A 16122-nucleotide genomic window follows, 5' to 3' on the forward strand; every position below is an offset into this window, starting at 1 on the left:
GGTTACTTCCTAAAGCGGTCGAGGCTGACCACTTCGGCGTCATGCTGCTCTTCGGGGGCGTCCTCGAAATCCGCCTCGGGCCCATCGTCGGGCGAGGTGGGATCGTCATCGCCATCCTCGTCATCCTGGCTTTCAAAGCGCAAGCCGAATTCGACGGACGGATCGACAAAGGTGCGGATCGAATCAAAAGGAATGTTCAGCCGCTCCGGCGCATCGCCAAAGTTCAGCGTGACCGAAAACCCGTCCTCGCGCACGTCAAGATCATCATACCAGTTCTGCATGACCACCGTCATCTCGCCGGGATAGCGGTCGGTGAGCCAGTCTGCGATATCGACCTCCGGGTGGTGGGTGTCGAAAGTGATGAAGAAGTGGTGATCGCCCGGCAATCCATTCTGCGCCACATCGGTGAGCACTTCGTGGATCAGACCGCGCATGGCGCGGTGCATCAGTTTGCCGTAATCGATACTGTCGGACATGTTCGGACCTTTAATTGCTTGGCGTCACCATATTGGATTTGACACAGAACAAAAGGCCCGAAACGCAAGGCTCGCGGCGGGAAAGGGTGATCACGCGGGCCAGTTTGCCCAGATCAGCCAGATTGCGGGCAGTGCTTCCAGTGCGAACCACGCCAGCGCTTTGGGCTGGGGCGGTGCGTCGCGCAGCATCGACAGCGTCCGACCGGTCGCCGCACCCGCATAGGCCACGCCGAGCATGGCGTAGGCCCAGCCCGCGCCGGTGACCAGACAGACCACGCCCACAGCGACAAACAACCCACCGGCGGAGGCGCGCAGCTCGGACAGGCCCATGGTGGTATCACCGACCTTTAGGTCCAGCGCATCTGCGGCATAGCGTGGCGCAATGAACCCGATGGCCCCAAAGGCAATGGTCATCAGGGCGATTAAAATGTTGATGATCTCGGTCATGTGGCTCTCCGCTTTGACCAGCAGATAGCGGGCCGGTCGCGCAGATCAACGCGGCCAGAGCGGGTTGGTTCATCACGATGAGGGGGGAAGTGCAGGTTTCTGTTGCCAGGTACCTGCGAACCCCGCCTTACGCGGCTAGGCGCAAGGACTTAAGATTTCGATTCCTCGAACTGCTTACGCAGCCAGAGCAACCGGAGCACGATTGTCGTTTGCAATTGTACTTTTTGAACCGATAACGGTGGTATCTCACCGAAGCAAAGCTACATCTTTACGCGTTCGTCGATCCTATTTCGGCCCCATGATCCCGCAAACGACGAGATATATGGTGGAGCCGCCGGGTACCGCCCCCGGGTCCGATCCGTTTATTACATGCGCGTTTATGCCCATAGTCCCCGAAGGGACAGGATTGATATAGGCGGGGGCAGCGGGAATGCCAAGGGGGTGCATGGGGATTTTATTGCGCAATGAAGGTCTGGTTGATGTGCTAGCTTTGCTGAGAGTTGTAACCAATTGTTAACGAATAAGAATGCAGTGAGGTCGCGGGCGGCGAGGCGACTGGGGGAGACTTTTTCTGTGCGCACAGCTCAGCTTCCCCCTGTAACCGCCTAATTTACATGTTTATTCATCAAATTTCACGCCAGAGGTCACGTCATGGTCGCAGAGCTTTGCATTCACACTTTGTCTACGGGGATATCTCGGAGCCTGTGGCAAGGCGATCTGCATCTTGAAGCACCGAACTGGTCGCCGGATGGCCGCAGCCTGATTGTGAACGGGGACGGGCGGCTTTACCGTTTCGATCTAGACACCGAAGCGCTGACACAGATCGATACCGGACGGCATGACCGGTTGAACAATGACCACGGCCCGTCGCCGGACGGGACAAAAATTGCCTTTTGTGACAAGGTGGATACCGGCAAATCCTGCATCTACACATTGACGCTGGACAAAGGCTCCGTGGACCGGATCACGCCGAATGTTCCAAGCTGGTTTCACGCCTGGTCGCCGGATGGGCGCCGCATGACCTATACCGCCGTGCGTGACGGGCAGTTCGGGATCTTCACTTGCGCCGCCGATGGACGGGACGAGCGCTGTCTCGTCACATCGGCCCATCACTATGACGGACCGGATTACACCCCCGATGGGGCGTGGATCTGGTTCAACAGCGCGCGCGGCGGGCCCGCCTCGGACCTGTGGCGCATCCGCACTGACGGGACTGGCCTGCAACAGATGACGCACAGCGACCGCGTCGAATGGTTTCCCCATCCAAGCCCCGATGGCGCTCATGTGCTGTACCTCAGCTATCCCGAAGGGACCCAAGGTCACCCGTTCGGCATGGACGTCGAACTGCGGCTGATGCCGGCGCAGGGCGGTGCCCCCGTGACAATAGAAAAACTGTATGGTGGGCAGGGCAGCCTGAACGTGCCGTGCTGGGCACCTGATGGTCACGCCTTCGCCTATATGCGGTATCACCGCTGATCCGCTTCCCATTGTGGGCCACGGCCGCTTTGCGATAGACAGGCGGCACAACCACAGGAGCCGCTGAATGGATCTTTTCGATGCCGCACCGTCGGACCGTCGCCGACCTTTGGCGGATGTGCTGCGCCCGACCACATTGGACGAGGTGATCGGGCAGACCGCGCTGGTGGCCGAAGGGTCGATCCTGCGGCGGCGTGTGGCGGCGGATGCGGTGGGCAGCGTGCTGCTGTACGGCCCGCCGGGCATTGGCAAGACCTCGATCGCGCGCGCCATCGGCAATATGCTGGGCAAGGAGTTCCGCGTGTTGCACGCCGCCGGTGTCCGTGTGCAGGACATTCGCAAGATCGCGGACGAGGCGCGCATTCGCCCGATCCTGATGTTCGTCGACGAGGTGCACCGCCTGTCCGCCACCCAAGCCGACGACCTGCTGACCATTTGCGAGGAAGGCACCACGGATTTCATAGGCGCGACCACGGAAAATCCCTATCACGCCATTCCCAAGGCGTTGATTTCGCGGTCTCAGGTGCTCAAGCTCGAACCGCTGACGCTGGAGGATATGGTGCAGGTGGTGCGGCGCGGTTTGGCGCATCTGTCCGCGCAAGGCATTGATATCGCGCTGACCGAGGCGCAGATCACCCTGATCGCCGGACGGTCGGGCGGCGACGCGCGACGCGCGCTGACCACCTTGGAAAGCCTGTCCATCGGTCATACGGGTGCGGTCACAGAGGCGATGATCGAAGAGGTCTATGCCGCAGCGCCGGTCAATTTCGACCGCACGGGGGATCAGCATTACGACATCACCTCGGCCTTTATCAAATCCATGCGCGGCTCTGATCCCGATGCCACTTTGTACTGGCTGGCGGTGCTGGTGCATGCAGGGGAAGACCCGCGCTTTATCGCGCGGCGCATCATGATCCACGCGTCGGAGGACATCGGGCTGGCCGACAACACCGCGCTGCAAACCGCCGTTGCCGCCGCCGAGGCGGTGGAGCGTGTGGGCTATCCGGAGGCGCAGATCATTCTGGCCCATGCGGCGCTACATATTGCCCGCGCGCCCAAATCAAACGCCGCCTGTCGCGGGATCGGGGCTGCGCTGTCCTATGTGCGCAGCCACCCGCAACTGTCGGTGCCCTTGCATCTGCGCGACGCCCATTATGCGGGGGCCAAGGCCTTGGGGCACAGCGGATACCGCTTTCCGCATAAGGACCCGCGTGGCTGGGTCGAGCAGACCTATGTGGAGGGCGTGCCGCGCGGCGCGTTCTACCAAAGCGATGCCCGCGATGCGGCAACCTTTGAAAAACGCGCCGATGCCCATTGGGAAAGCGTCACAGGCCAGCCCGCGCCGCGCACCTTTGACGACTAAAGCTGCAGCCGCCGTGCCCGCGCCCCGCCACGCCGTTTGGGCGCGGTTTTGACCATAGGCAACGGGCGGAGCGGCTGCTGAATCGACAGCGACAGCAGGCGGCAAAACACAGCCACCGCTGGCGAGGCCGGGGCCAATGGACGCGCAACTGCCCGCGCGCGCCGTGCCTCGGCAAGGTAGTCGGCGCAGGCGGGCAGGGCGCCCAGCCATTGCATATACCCCATCTGCCCCAGATCACGCGCCTGATCCGGAGGCAGCACCCCCACATCGAGTTTCGTCAATGTTTGTTCCAACTGCATCGCGCCCTCCGCGCCAAGAACGGGGGGCCACGAAGATGCTTCAGGCAAGCCGAACCGTGGTCAGCCACCGTCGCAATCCGTTGGGCCACCCGCCCGAACATCAAAATTGCTGCACCCGATGCGACGCATGAGGTGGAGATGGCAGGTCTCCTGACTTGCGGGTCGTTGCGCGTCCGAACCTTCCCGGACCGATGGTCCAGTGGTTGTCTCGGGGCGCTCGCCGCTTACAGTTGCGGGGGCAGTTGCGGCATTGGCCCGTTGGGCCGCACCACATTCCCTTTTCAGCCCGCCCCTGAAGGGCAAGGCACCATCGCGGCAACTCTGCCACGGTCGCACAAACCTGTCCAGCGCCGCATATCCGAGCGTTTTAATAAACTAACCTTGACGCCCGCCACAGGGCTGGTATGCGCGTATCCATGTAGCAAGCATGCAATGCCAGCCACCTCATCAATATTCCGACCGGAGGACGCCATGGCCCTGCGCATGACGCTTGCTGGGTTTGCCTGTCTTTGCGCCACTTCGCTGGCCGCCCAAGAGGACGCCACAGGCAAGCTGACCATTGAACTGAACGCCGCCACCTCTGAGGAGGCGGGCTGCAAGATGAGCTTTCTCATTCTCAACGGCCATGACACGGCCATCGATCAGGCGGTGTTCGAAACCGTGCTGTTTGACGCCGAGGGCGGCGTTGACCGTCTGACGCTGTTCGATTTCGGCGCATTGCCGCCGCTGCGCCCGCGCGTGCGTCAATTCGTGGTGGGCCAGACCAGCTGCGAGGATCTGGGGCAAGTGCTGTTCAACGGGGCGCAAACCTGCAGCGCCGAAGGCGACGCGGATCTGTGCACCGATGGCCTGTCCGTGTCGTCACGCATCGGGATCGAGGTGTTGGGATGATGGATCTGGTGGTGAATACCTACACGCGGATCGCTGATCTGGGCGGGCCGGTTGTGGTTTTGCTCTGCGCGCTGTCGGTCGTGGTGCTGGCGGTTGTTCTGTATAAACTGTGGCAGTTTGCGTCCGCAGGCGTGGGCCGTCACCGCGAATTGGGCGCGGCGGTGGCCGCTTGGGATCAGGGCGACTGCACCGCCGCGCGCGCGCATCTGGGCCGCTCGCGCAGCTATCTGGCCCCTGTGGTCGATATGGCCATGACAGGGCAGACCGATGGCGCACGGCTGGAGGCCGAGGCCGAAACCCGCTTTGCGCGGTTGGAGCGCGGCTTTCGCCTGTTGGACAGCGTGGCGCAGTTGGCCCCGCTGCTGGGTCTGTTCGGGACCGTTCTGGGCATGATCTCGGCCTTTCAGGCATTGCAAGAGGCCGGAAGCCAGGTCGATCCGTCCATTCTGGCCGGCGGCATCTGGGTCGCACTGCTGACCACTGCGGTTGGTCTTGCGGTGGCCATGCCCACATCCGTTGTGCTCAGCTGGTTCGAGGCACGTATGGACAAAGAGCGTGTTCTGGCCGGGCAGGCGCTGCGGGCGGTGCTGTCGCCGTCGGGTCAGCGGGTGGCGGCAGATGTCCCGACCGGGGCCGTCCATGCGTAAGCGCACGGCCCGCCGCAAGCTGTCGATGACCTCGTTGATCGATGTCATCTTTTTGCTGCTGCTGTTTTTCATGCTGTCCTCGACCTTTTCCAAATTCGCGGAGGTCGAGCTGGCAGCGGGCGGCGCGGGGGCTGCGACTAGCGATCCGACGCAAAAGCCGGTTTTCTTGCGGCTGGGGGCCGAGGCGCTGGATCTCAATGGCCGCGCTGTGGCCTTGGACGAGCTGGCGCAGGGCTTGGCCGACTACCCCGAGCCGATGGTCCTTGTCTCCCTGCGCGAAGGCGTCACGGCCCAGCGGCTGACCGATCTTTTGGTGGCGCTGCGCGGCGTCGAGGGCGCGCGCGTCACGGTACTGGAGCAATCGTAATGCGACGCAAACCTGCACGCAGCAAGGGCGAGCCGACCACCGCCTTGATCAACATCGTGTTCCTGATGCTGATCTTTTTTCTGGTGGCGGGCACCTTGGCCGCGCCGCTGGATCAGGACCTGACGCTGGTGGACACGCGCGATCTGGAACAGACCCCGCCTGCCACGGCCTTGGTCATTCATGCGGACGGGCGGCTGACCTATCGCGGCGAGGATATGGCCGACGCTGCCGCCTATATCACGCGGCTCAGCCCCGACGATCTGGCACGGGTTCGGCTGGTGCCGGACCGTGAGCTGCCTGCGTCGGATCTGGTGCGGCTGGGCCGCGATCTGCGCAAGGCGGGGGCAGAGACCGTCGTCGTCGTCACCGAACGGGGGCTGGAATGAGACAGACGCCTATGATTGCCACCTCGCGCCCGATGAAGCTGGCGGCCGTGCTACTGGCGGCCAGCGCGAATGCGGCGCTGGCGGTGGCCTTGCTGCGCGAACCCGCCGTGTTGGAAGAGGGCGCCCCCGGCAGCAGCGAAGTGCGGCTGGGCAGCGCCTTTGAGGATCTGGTGGCCGGCACCACCACGGCAGAGCCGACAGAGAGCACCGCTGAGCCTGTGACCGCCACGCCGGTCGCACCTTTGGCAGAGCCGAACACAGCGCAGCCCACGCCACCCGAGACCGCGCAGCCGACAGATCCCGTGACGCCGGAACCGACACCTCCGGCCCCCGCAGAGCAGGCGCAGCCGGTCCAGCCGGTGGAAACGCCGCCGGTTGCAGCACTGTTGGTGCCCGTCGACCCGCAGGGCGTGGTGCCCATCGCGCCGACGCCGCCCGAAACCGTCACGGCGCAGACTGCCAAGCCCGTCACGCCAGAGGCTGCAACGCCCGACACGGTGGTCAGCGGCGCGGCGCCAGATGCGGCATCGGTTGAACGTTCGTTGCGCCCGCCCACCGCGCGCAGCAAAGCCTTCGAACAGGCGGCGAAACCGAAGGCAGAGGCCTTCGAGGACGCCAAACAGGCACAACAGCGGGCGAAGGCCCCGGCACCGCGCGCCAAACCCACACCAGCCCGTCAGGGCAACAGCGACCGCAATGCGCGTGCGGGCGCGTCGAGCGGGTCACAGCAGGCCACGTCGCGGTCGAGCGGATCGGGCGGACGCCAACAGCAGGCCCAAGGCAATGCGGCGGCCAGCAACTATCCCGGCGTGGTCCGCTCTTGTGTCTTTGGCAAGGCGCGGGTGCGCGGGTCAAGCGGGTCGGGCACGGTGCATGTGTCCTTTACCGTCTCTGGCAATGGCAGCATCGGCGGTGTTGGCGTCAGCCGGTCCTCGGGCAACGGCTCGGCCGATCGTGCGGCGGTTCAGGCCGTGCGCGGGGTGCGTCGTTGTCCCGCGCCGCCAGCGGGGGCACAGCGCAGCTTTTCCCTGCGCATCGACGTCCGTTAAAACGGGCGCGGTGGGCGCAAAAGTGCCGCACCTCGCGCGAATTGACGCGCGGGGGCAAAATCTCCAGATGTAGTGCAAGTGTGGGACGCATATCGCGCCCCATGGGCTACAGGAGCGATCCGATGACTGACGCCGCTGAAAAGGAACTGACGCGCGCCGCGATGAAAAATGGCGCCAAGTCGCGCTGCCCGCGCTGTGGCGAGGGGCATTTGTTTCGCAGCTACCTGAAGGTCGCGGCCTCTTGCGATCACTGCGGTCTGGATCTGACGCCGCAACGCGCCGATGACGGGCCCGCCTATATTACCATTCTGATCGTCTGCCATATCGCGGGGGTTGCGTTGCATCTGATGCACAAACCCTTTGCGGACAATCCCTTGATGCTGGCGTTGATCATCAGCGCCGGTTCGGTGGCCTTGTCGCTGGCGATGCTGCCCCCGATCAAGGGGGCGATTGTAGGTATCCAATGGGCCAAGGGGATGCATGGCTTCAAAGGGGCCACCGATACCGCCTGAGGCGTTGATCGGTGTCGCCCTCCCTTCGGCAACAGTTCAACTGCAGCCGACTTAAGAATGCGTGAATTCAGACGCCCGCACCCAGTAGGCTGGCTACCCGGAACTTATCTCAAATTGATGTAAGAAACCTCAACCACGGCTGCGCAAAACCGTGGTAGAAGTATGCGTCGACAACGAGGCATGCGAAAATCGGTTGCGGTTTGAAAGCGATCTGTATACATCGGCATACAATTGCGGCGGGCTGTCAAAACGCCACGCCGTGCTCCATCTACAGCAAACTGTACAGGTAAGCCAACGTCATGGGACTCTACACCGAATACCGCGCCGAGATCGAAGCCCGCAAAGAGCAGGGGCTTCACCCAAAGCCCATCGACGATGGTGCGCTGACCGCCGAGATCATCGAACAGATCAAGGACGCCAGCCACGAATTCCGCGATGAATCGCTGAATTTCTTCATCTACAACACGCTGCCCGGCACCACCTCAGCCGCCGGTGTGAAGGCTGCGTTCCTCAAGCAGATCATTCTGGGCGAGGTCGCGGTTTCTGAGATCTCGGTCGAATTCGCTTTTGAACTGCTGTCGCACATGAAGGGCGGGCCTTCCGTCGCGGTGCTGCTGGATCTGGCACTGGGCGATGACGCGGAGATCGCCAAACAGGCGGCAGAGGTTCTGAAAACCCAAGTGTTCCTGTACGAGGCGGACACCAGCCGCATTGCCGACGCCCATAAGGCGGGCAACCCGATCGCGACCGAGCTGCTCAACAGCTACGCGCAGGCGGAATTTTTCACCAAGCTTCCCGAGATCGACGAAGAGATCAAAGTCGTCACCTATATCGCCGCAGAGGGCGATATTTCCACCGACCTGCTGTCGCCGGGCAATCAGGCGCACTCGCGCTCGGACCGGGAACTGCACGGCAAATGCATGATCTCGGAAGAGGCGCAAAAGGAAATCGAGGCGCTGAAACTGCAGCACCCCGACAAGCGCGTCATGCTGATCGCGGAAAAGGGCACCATGGGCGTGGGCTCGTCGCGCATGTCCGGCGTGAACAACGTGGCGCTGTGGACCGGCAAGCAGGCATCGCCCTATGTGCCGTTTGTGAACTACGCGCCCATCGTGGCGGGCACCAATGGCATCTCGCCGATCTTTTTGACCACCGTCGGCGTGACCGGTGGCATCGGCGTCGACCTGAAGAACTGGGTTAAAAAGGTTGACGAGGACGGCAAGCCCATCCTCAACAACGACGGCAACCCTATTTTGGAACAGAAGTATTCTGTCGACACCGGCACCGTTCTGACCATCAACACCAAGTCGAAAAAGCTGTACTCTGAAGACGGCGGCGAACTGGTGGACATGGCCGGGTCCTTCACGCCGCAGAAGATGGAATTCATGAAGGCGGGCAGCTCTTACGCCATCGTCTTTGGCAAGATGCTGCAGACATTCGCCGCCGAGACGCTGGGCATCGAGGCGCCGCAGGTCTTTGCCCCGTCCAAGGAGATCTCGCACGAGGGTCAGGGCATGACCGCGGTCGAGAAGATCTTTAACGCCAATGCGCGCGGCGCAACCCCGGGCAAGGTGCTGCACGCCGGATCGGACGTGCGGGTGCAGGTCAACATCGTGGGCTCGCAAGACACCACCGGTCTGATGACCTCGCAAGAGCTGGAGGCGATGGCCGCCACGGTTCTGTCGCCCTCGCTGGACGGTGCCTATCAGTCGGGCTGTCACACCGCGTCGGTCTGGGACGCAAAGGCACAGGCCAACACGCCGCGACTGATGGCCTTCATGAACAAATTCGGTCTGGTCACCGCCCGTGACCCCAAGGGCAAATACCACGCCATGACCGATGTGATTCACAAGGTGCTCAACGACATCACCGTGGACGATCACGCCATCATCATCGGCGGCGACAGCCACACGCGTATGTCCAAAGGCGTGGCCTTTGGCGCGGACTCGGGCACTGTTGCCTTGGCGCTCGCCACGGGCGAGGCGTCTATGCCGATCCCGGAATCGGTTAAGGTGACGTTCAAGGGCAAGATGGCCGATCACATGGACTTCCGCGATGTTGTGCACGCCACGCAGATGCAGATGCTGCAGCAGTGCGGTGACAACGTCTTCCAAGGCCGCGTGATCGAAGTGCACATCGGCACCTTGCTGGCCGATCAGGCATTTACCTTCACCGACTGGACCGCAGAGATGAAGGCCAAGGCGTCTATCTGTATCTCCAACGACGACACGCTGATTGAATCGCTCGAAATCGCGAAATCGCGGATCAAGATTATGATCGAAAAGGGCATGGAGCATGAAAATGGCATGCTGCAGAACCTTGTCGACATTGCGGACAAGCGCATCGCCCAGATCAAATCCGGCGAGAAGCCCGCGCTGAAGCCCGATGACAATGCGAAGTACTTCGCCGAGGTCGTGGTTGATCTGGACGCCATCGTCGAGCCGATGATTGCCGACCCGGACGTGAACAACGCCGATGTGTCCAAGCGCTACACCCACGACACGATCCGCCCGATCTCGTTCTACAAGGCCGAGAAGAAGGTTGATCTTGGCTTTGTCGGCTCCTGCATGGTGCACAAGGGCGACATCAAGATCGTGGCCCAGATGCTGCGCAACCTTGAGAAAGATCAGGGTGCTGTGACCTTCAAGGCGCCGCTGGTTGTGGCCGCGCCCACGTACAACATCATCGACGAGCTCAAGGCCGAAGGGGATTGGGAAATCCTGCAGAAGTATTCGGGCTTTGAGTTCGACGACTTCGCTCCCAAGGCCAAGGCCCGCACCGAGTACGAGAACATCCTGTATCTTGAGCGTCCGGGCTGTAACCTGTGCATGGGCAACCAGGAAAAGGCGGCCAAGGGCGACACGGTTCTGGCGACCTCGACCCGCCTGTTCCAAGGCCGTGTTGTGGCGGATTCGGAAACCAAGAAGGGTGAATCGCTGCTGGGCTCGACCCCGGTTGTGGTGCTGTCCGCGATCCTTGGCCGGACACCGACGCTGGATGAATACAAATCCGCCGTCGAAGGCATCGACCTGACCAAATTCGCACCGCCCCAGCAATCGCCGCTGGCGGGCAACTCGGTCCACTTCTGATCCAGATCGGTGGGGGCGTCGGCCCCCGCCACCAAAACAGCAAAAAGCCCGGCCGCGCGGTGCGACCGGGCTTTTTCTTTGGTTAACAGGTGATTACAGCGCGGCCTTGAACAGCTGCGTCAGGTTGTCTTCGGTCAGGGTGATCGGGTTTCCGCCGCAGGACGGGTCCGTGATCGCCCCTTTGACCAGCGCGGGAATGCTGTCTTCGGTCACGCCCAGATCGGACAGGCGGCGCGGAATGCCCAGATCATCGTTCAACCCCTGAACAAAGCTCTGGAATCCGGCAAAGCCACCATCGATGCCCAGATAGGCGGCGGCGGTGTCAAAGCGGTCGCGGATCGCATCAGCGTTGAACGCCAGCACAGCGGGCATGCAGACAGCATTGGTGGTGCCGTGGTGCGTGTTGAAATGCGCACCGATCGGGTGGCTCATGGCGTGGATCGCGCCGAGGCCCTTTTGAAAGGCAGTCGCCCCCATCATGGCGGCGGACATCATCTGGGCGCGGGCCTCGATATCGGTGCCATCGGCAAAGGCGCGGGGGAGGTAGTCCTTCACCAGACGCATGCCCTCCAACGCGATGCCCTGCGACATCGGGTGATAGTGCGGGCTGCTGAATGCCTCCACACAATGGGCGAAGGCATCCAGCCCCGTGCCTGCGGTGATAAAGCCGGGCATGCCCACGGTCAGTTCAGGATCGCAGATCACCACCTCTGGCAGCACCTTGGGGTGGAAAATGATCTTTTTCTCATGGGTTTGCGAATTGGTGATGACCGAAGCGCGGCCCACTTCGGAGCCGGTGCCAGCGGTCGTGGGCACAGCCACAATGGGCGCAATGACGCTGGCATCCGCGCGGGTCCACCAGTCGCCGATATCCTCGAAATCCCAGACAGGTCGCGTTTGACCGGCCATAAAGGCGACCATCTTGCCCAGATCCAGACCCGACCCACCGCCAAAGGCGATCACACCGTCGTGTCCACCGTCGTTATAGGCCGCGACACCGGCGGCAAGGTTGATCTCGTTGGGGTTGGGATCGACGTCTGCGAACAGCCCACGACCAAGACCCGCCTGTTCGAGAATGTCCAGCGTCTGCTGCGTGATCGGCAGATCGGCCAGCCCGCGATCGGTGACCAACAGGGGCCGTGTGATGCCCGCCTGCGCACAGGCGCCGGGCAGTTCGCTGATGCGGCCCGCGCCGAACTTGATAGCGGTCGGATAGGACCAATTGCCGGTGAGGCTCATTTTGTCACCTTTTTCATGTGGTAGGATTTCGGACGGGTCAGGTTGTGGTAGCCGATGACGGACAGACCGCCGCCGCGTCCGGTTTGTTTGCAGCCGGTCCAGCACAGACCGGGGTCAAGGTAATCGGCGCGGTTCATGAACACGGTGCCGGTTTCGATCTGGTCGCCCACACGCGCCGCACGGTCCAGATCCTGCGTCCACAGCGACGCGGTCAGGCCAAAATCGCTGTCGTTCATCAGGGCGATGGCTTCCTCGTCGCTGGTCACTTTCATGATGCCGACCACGGGACCAAAGCTTTCCTCGCGCATGACGCGCATGTCGTGGGTGACCTCTGTCAGGATCTGCGGCGTCAGATAGGCCCCGCCATCGTCTTCGGCGAAGGTGTCGATATGGGCGGTGGCGCCAGCTTCCACAGCCTCGGCGATCTGGTCGCGCACGATCTTGGCAAAGCGGACGTTGGCCATGGGGCCGATGGTGGTGTCAGGGTCCAGCGGATCGCCCAGTTTGTAGCCGCGCACAACGGCCAAAGCCTTTTCGACAAAGGCATCATAAAGCGATTCATGCACGTAGATCCGTTCGATCCCACAGCAGCACTGGCCGGAGTTGAACATCGCCCCGTCGATCAGCGTGTCCACGGCGGCATCCAGATCGGCGTCGTCCATGACATAGCCGGGGTCCTTGCCGCCCAGTTCCAGACCGGTGCCGGTAAAGGTGCCAGCGGCGGCACGTTCCATCGCCTGCCCACCGCCAACAGAGCCGGTGAAGTTCACGAAATCAAAGGCGTTATCGGCAATCAGCGCCGATGTGGTGTCATGGCTGAGGAAGATGTTCTGGAAAACGTCTTCGGGCACACCTGCGCTATGGAACGCCTGCGCCATACGTTCACCCACCAACAGCGTCTGTGTTGCGTGTTTCAGCATCACCGTGTTGCCAGCAATCAGCGCGGGGGCCACGGTGTTGATGGCCGTCATATAGGGGTAGTTCCAAGGCGCCACGACAAAGACCACGCCCAGCGGCACGCGCTTGATGTAGCGTTTGAAGGTTGCGTCTTCGCCTACCTCGATGGGGGCAAGGCCTTCGGCGGCGATCTGCGCCATGTGGCTGGCGCGTTCGTTGAAACCGCCGAATTCACCGCCAAAGCGCACGGGGCGGCCCATCATCCGCGCCAGTTCCGGCACGATCTCGTCGTTCATCTCGCCCACGGCGGCGACACCGGCCATGACCAGATCGATCCGCTCTTGCAGGGGCCGCGCGGCCCATGCAGCCTGCGCCTTGCGCGCGCGGTCGGCCGCGTCTTTGGCCTGTTGCAGGGTGGCCGTGGGGCGTTCGGCGAAGACCGATCCATCGATCGGTGAAATACAAGTCAGGGTTTCGCTCATCTTATCCTCTTGTGCGGGCGCGCAGTCCTTATGCCAGCTCAAATCCGCGCGCGATCTCGTAGTCGGTCACAACGCGGTTGAAGTCCTCGATTTCCACTTCGGCGGCGCGGGCATAGTGGGTGACCACATCCTCGCCAAAGGTGTCGCGCATCAGCTGCGATCCCAACAGCGCCGCGCGGGCGGCGGGCAGGGAGGTGGGCAGTTCCGGCGCATCCCCTGCGTAGGCATCGCCCGAGAAGGCGGGCTGCAGCTCCAGCCCTTCTTCGATGCCTTTGAGCCCTGCAGCCAACATGCCCGCCATCGCCAGATAGGGGTTCAGATCCGATCCGCCAACCCGACATTCGATGCGCACCGCCTTGGACCCGTCGCCACACAGGCGGAAGCCTGCGGTGCGGTTGTCGATGGACCAAATGATGCGCGTGGGGGCAAAGGTGCCCACCTGAAAGCGCTTGTAGCTGTTGATGTAGGGGGCGAGGAAAATCATGAAATCGGGGGCGTATTTCAACAGACCCGCCACATAGGATTTCATCAGCCCCGACATGCCCAGCGTATCGTCCGCGTCATAGAACGCAGGCGTACCATCGGCCCAAAGCGATTGGTGCACATGGCTGCTGGAGCCGACCTTGTCATGGCTCCACTTGGGCAGAAAGCTGGCGGCGTGGCCCTGCTGGTGGGCGATTTCCTTGACCGCATGTTTGGCGATGGTGTGGTATTCGGCGGTGTCCAGCGCGGGGGCGTATTTGATGTTAAGCTCTTCCTGACCGGTTTCGGCCTCGCCCTTGGTGCATTCAATAGGCAGACCTGCGGTGTACAGATGGTTGCGCACGGGGCGCATCACATGTTCCTCGCGCGAGGTCAGCAGGATGTTGTAATCCTCGTTATAGCCCGAAAAGGTCGCCAGATCGCGAAAGCCGCTTTTGCGGATCTCGTCAAAGCTCTTCTCGAACAAGAAGAACTCCAGCTCGGTTGCCATCATGGGGGTGAAGCCCATGTCAGCGGCCTTGGCCACCATCTTTTTCAGCATGGCGCGCGGCGAATGGGGGATGTCCTGATGGGTGTGGTGGTCGATCACGTCACACAGGACCATGACGGTGTCCTCGAGCCACGGCATCGGGCGCAGCGTCGACAGGTCCGGCTTCATCACATAGTCGCCATACCCCTTCTCCCAAGAGGTGGAGGCATAGCCTTCGGGGGTGGACATGACCAGATCGGTGGCCAGCAGGTAGTTGCAGCAATGGGTTTCTTCCCATGCGCTGTCCACAAAATGGGCCGCGTGAAAGCGTTTGCCCATCAGGCGGCCTTGCATGTCCACGATGCAGGCCAGAACGGTGTCGACCTCGCCAGAGGTGACGCGGGCCTTGAGGTCATCGAATGTCAGGGTGCCGGGCATGGGGCGGTCCTTTGAATTATTGTATCGTGGGGGGGCTGGCGCGACCCTTGCCGCGCCAGACCGGAATGCATCAACCGTAGCGGTAGGGGCGACCCGCCTTGGCCATGTCGGCGTTGTACTTCTTGAAGATCTCGACGACCTTTGCCTTGGTCTCGGACTCGGCTGCGATTTCGTCCCAGAAGGTCATCGCCGCCTGTTCCACCTGCTCCCATTCGGCATCGGGGATCGAGGTCAGCTGCATCTTGTCGCCACCGACGCGCAGGGATGCCTCGCCGCCCCAATACCACCACTGGCGGTAGTAGTGCGATTGTTCCATGCAAGTGGCAAGCAGCAGTTTGAGATCCTCGGGCAGTTCTTCATAGCGGCCCATGTTGGCAAAGAAATGCCCGATCCACGCGCCCGAGATGTTGTTGGTCAGGAAGTAGTTGGTCACATCCGCCCAGCCGACGGTGTAATCCTCGGTGATGCCGGACCACGCGATGCCGTCAAGCTCGCCGGTCTGGACCGCGACTTCGATGTCTTCCCACGGCAGGGTGACCGGCACCACGCCGAATTGCGACAGGAAGCGGCCCGCCGTCGGGAAGGTGAAGACGCGCTTGCCTTTGAGGTCTTCGAGCGAATTGATCGGGTCCTTGGTGGCAAAGTGGCACGGGTCCCACGATCCTGCGCTGATGTGTTTGACACCGACCTTGGCGTATTCCTCGGCCCAGATTTCATTCAGCCCGTACTGGTTGAACAGCACCGGCACATCAAGGCTGTAGCGCGAGGCAAAGGGGAAGTAGCCGCCAAACACGGTGACTTCGGTGGGCGAGGCCATGGAATCGTCGTCGGACTGGACGCAGTCGATGGTGCCGCGCTGCATGGCGCGGAACAGCTCGCCCGTGGGCACAAGCTGGTCGGCATAGAACAGTTCGATCTGCATGCGGTCGCCTGCGATGGCGTTGAACCGGTCGATGGCGGGTTTCACCACATGTTCGGCCAGTGCCGCACCGGCGTAGGTCTGCATGCGCCACTTGATGGTGGATTGCGCAAGGGCAGGGGCCGCCAGCGGGGCCGCGGCCACGCCGACACCGGCGGTTTTTAAGAACTTTCTTCTGGTGGTCATGTCTTCT

General features: G+C 62.2%; 16 protein-coding genes, 1 other RNA gene and 1 riboswitch. Of the genes, 9 read left to right on the top strand and 8 right to left on the bottom strand.

Annotated elements, in window-relative coordinates:
• Positions 1 to 2 precede the first annotated feature (2 nt).
• The 3 genes from ACN5AZ_RS02150 to ssrA form a co-directional block, all read right to left on the bottom strand.
• On the bottom strand, positions 3 to 476 hold the full coding sequence (locus ACN5AZ_RS02150) for an SspB family protein (RefSeq protein ID WP_419427198.1): 474 nt from the start codon (positions 474 to 476) through the stop codon (positions 3 to 5).
• A 90-nt stretch (positions 477 to 566) separates the two neighbouring features.
• A complete protein-coding gene (locus ACN5AZ_RS02155) occupies positions 567 to 923 on the bottom strand; it encodes a DUF4345 family protein (protein WP_419427199.1) in 357 nt (118 codons plus the stop codon).
• A gap of 88 nt (positions 924 to 1011) precedes the next feature.
• Positions 1012 to 1364: a transfer-messenger RNA gene (gene ssrA, locus ACN5AZ_RS02160) on the bottom strand.
• 210 nt (positions 1365 to 1574) lie between these two features.
• Here ssrA and ACN5AZ_RS02165 point away from each other — a divergent pair.
• Positions 1575 to 2399: a hypothetical protein gene (locus tag ACN5AZ_RS02165; protein ID WP_419427200.1), complete on the top strand. Its 825-nt coding sequence runs from the start codon at positions 1575 to 1577 to the stop codon at positions 2397 to 2399.
• Between the two features lie 67 nt (positions 2400 to 2466).
• Positions 2467 to 3762 carry a replication-associated recombination protein A gene (locus ACN5AZ_RS02170; protein WP_419427201.1) on the top strand — a complete coding sequence of 432 codons (1296 nt, stop codon included), beginning with the start codon at positions 2467 to 2469 and terminating at the stop codon, positions 3760 to 3762.
• Here the strand turns inward: ACN5AZ_RS02170 and ACN5AZ_RS02175 are convergent.
• Positions 3759 to 4061: a hypothetical protein gene (locus ACN5AZ_RS02175; RefSeq protein WP_419427202.1), complete on the bottom strand. Its 303-nt coding sequence runs from the start codon at positions 4059 to 4061 to the stop codon at positions 3759 to 3761. The genes ACN5AZ_RS02170 and ACN5AZ_RS02175 overlap by 4 nt on opposite strands.
• A gap of 122 nt (positions 4062 to 4183) precedes the next feature.
• Positions 4184 to 4388: riboswitch (cobalamin riboswitch) on the bottom strand.
• 144 nt (positions 4389 to 4532) lie between these two features.
• Here ACN5AZ_RS02175 and ACN5AZ_RS02180 point away from each other — a divergent pair.
• From ACN5AZ_RS02180 to ACN5AZ_RS02210, 7 genes are all read left to right on the top strand, one after another.
• Entirely contained in the window at positions 4533 to 4952 is a 420-nt protein-coding gene (locus ACN5AZ_RS02180) for a hypothetical protein (protein WP_419427203.1), read from the top strand.
• Positions 4949 to 5599, top strand: coding sequence for a MotA/TolQ/ExbB proton channel family protein (locus ACN5AZ_RS02185; RefSeq protein WP_419427204.1), 651 nt, complete (start codon positions 4949 to 4951; stop codon positions 5597 to 5599). The genes ACN5AZ_RS02180 and ACN5AZ_RS02185 overlap by 4 nt, the downstream gene beginning before the upstream one ends.
• Positions 5592 to 5966, top strand: a complete 375-nt coding sequence (locus ACN5AZ_RS02190) for an ExbD/TolR family protein (protein WP_419427205.1) — start codon at positions 5592 to 5594, stop codon at positions 5964 to 5966. The genes ACN5AZ_RS02185 and ACN5AZ_RS02190 overlap by 8 nt, the downstream gene beginning before the upstream one ends.
• Positions 5966 to 6352: an ExbD/TolR family protein gene (locus ACN5AZ_RS02195; protein WP_419427206.1), complete on the top strand. Its 387-nt coding sequence runs from the start codon at positions 5966 to 5968 to the stop codon at positions 6350 to 6352. Before ACN5AZ_RS02190 ends, ACN5AZ_RS02195 begins: the two co-directional genes overlap by 1 nt.
• Complete coding sequence (locus ACN5AZ_RS02200) at positions 6349 to 7401, top strand: TonB family protein (RefSeq protein ID WP_419427207.1); 1053 nt, start codon at positions 6349 to 6351, stop codon at positions 7399 to 7401. The genes ACN5AZ_RS02195 and ACN5AZ_RS02200 overlap by 4 nt, the downstream gene beginning before the upstream one ends.
• A gap of 122 nt (positions 7402 to 7523) precedes the next feature.
• Positions 7524 to 7913 (top strand): DUF983 domain-containing protein, encoded by a 390-nt coding sequence (locus ACN5AZ_RS02205; RefSeq protein ID WP_419427208.1) that lies wholly within the window; start codon positions 7524 to 7526, stop codon positions 7911 to 7913.
• 299 nt (positions 7914 to 8212) lie between these two features.
• The gene (locus ACN5AZ_RS02210) at positions 8213 to 11002 is read left to right on the top strand and encodes a bifunctional aconitate hydratase 2/2-methylisocitrate dehydratase (RefSeq protein ID WP_419427209.1); all 2790 of its coding nucleotides are present in this window, start codon (positions 8213 to 8215) and stop codon (positions 11000 to 11002) included.
• Positions 11003 to 11095: 93 nt separating this feature from the next.
• Here the strand turns inward: ACN5AZ_RS02210 and ACN5AZ_RS02215 are convergent, their stop codons facing one another.
• The 4 genes from ACN5AZ_RS02215 to ACN5AZ_RS02230 form a co-directional block, all read right to left on the bottom strand.
• Positions 11096 to 12241, bottom strand: coding sequence for an iron-containing alcohol dehydrogenase (locus tag ACN5AZ_RS02215; RefSeq protein ID WP_419427210.1), 1146 nt, complete (start codon positions 12239 to 12241; stop codon positions 11096 to 11098).
• Positions 12238 to 13620, bottom strand: a complete 1383-nt coding sequence (locus tag ACN5AZ_RS02220; RefSeq protein WP_419427211.1) for an aldehyde dehydrogenase family protein — start codon at positions 13618 to 13620, stop codon at positions 12238 to 12240. Before ACN5AZ_RS02220 ends, ACN5AZ_RS02215 begins: the two co-directional genes overlap by 4 nt.
• A gap of 28 nt (positions 13621 to 13648) precedes the next feature.
• Positions 13649 to 15010, bottom strand: a complete 1362-nt coding sequence (locus ACN5AZ_RS02225) for a glutamine synthetase family protein (protein WP_419427212.1) — start codon at positions 15008 to 15010, stop codon at positions 13649 to 13651.
• Positions 15011 to 15080: 70 nt separating this feature from the next.
• Positions 15081 to 16115 carry a TRAP transporter substrate-binding protein gene (locus tag ACN5AZ_RS02230; RefSeq protein ID WP_419427213.1) on the bottom strand — a complete coding sequence of 345 codons (1035 nt, stop codon included), beginning with the start codon at positions 16113 to 16115 and terminating at the stop codon, positions 15081 to 15083.
• Positions 16116 to 16122 lie beyond the last annotated feature (7 nt).

Origin of the sequence: Sagittula sp. SSi028 (assembly GCF_048553715.1) — a bacterium.
Taxonomy (GTDB): Bacteria; Pseudomonadota; Alphaproteobacteria; order Rhodobacterales; family Rhodobacteraceae; genus Sagittula.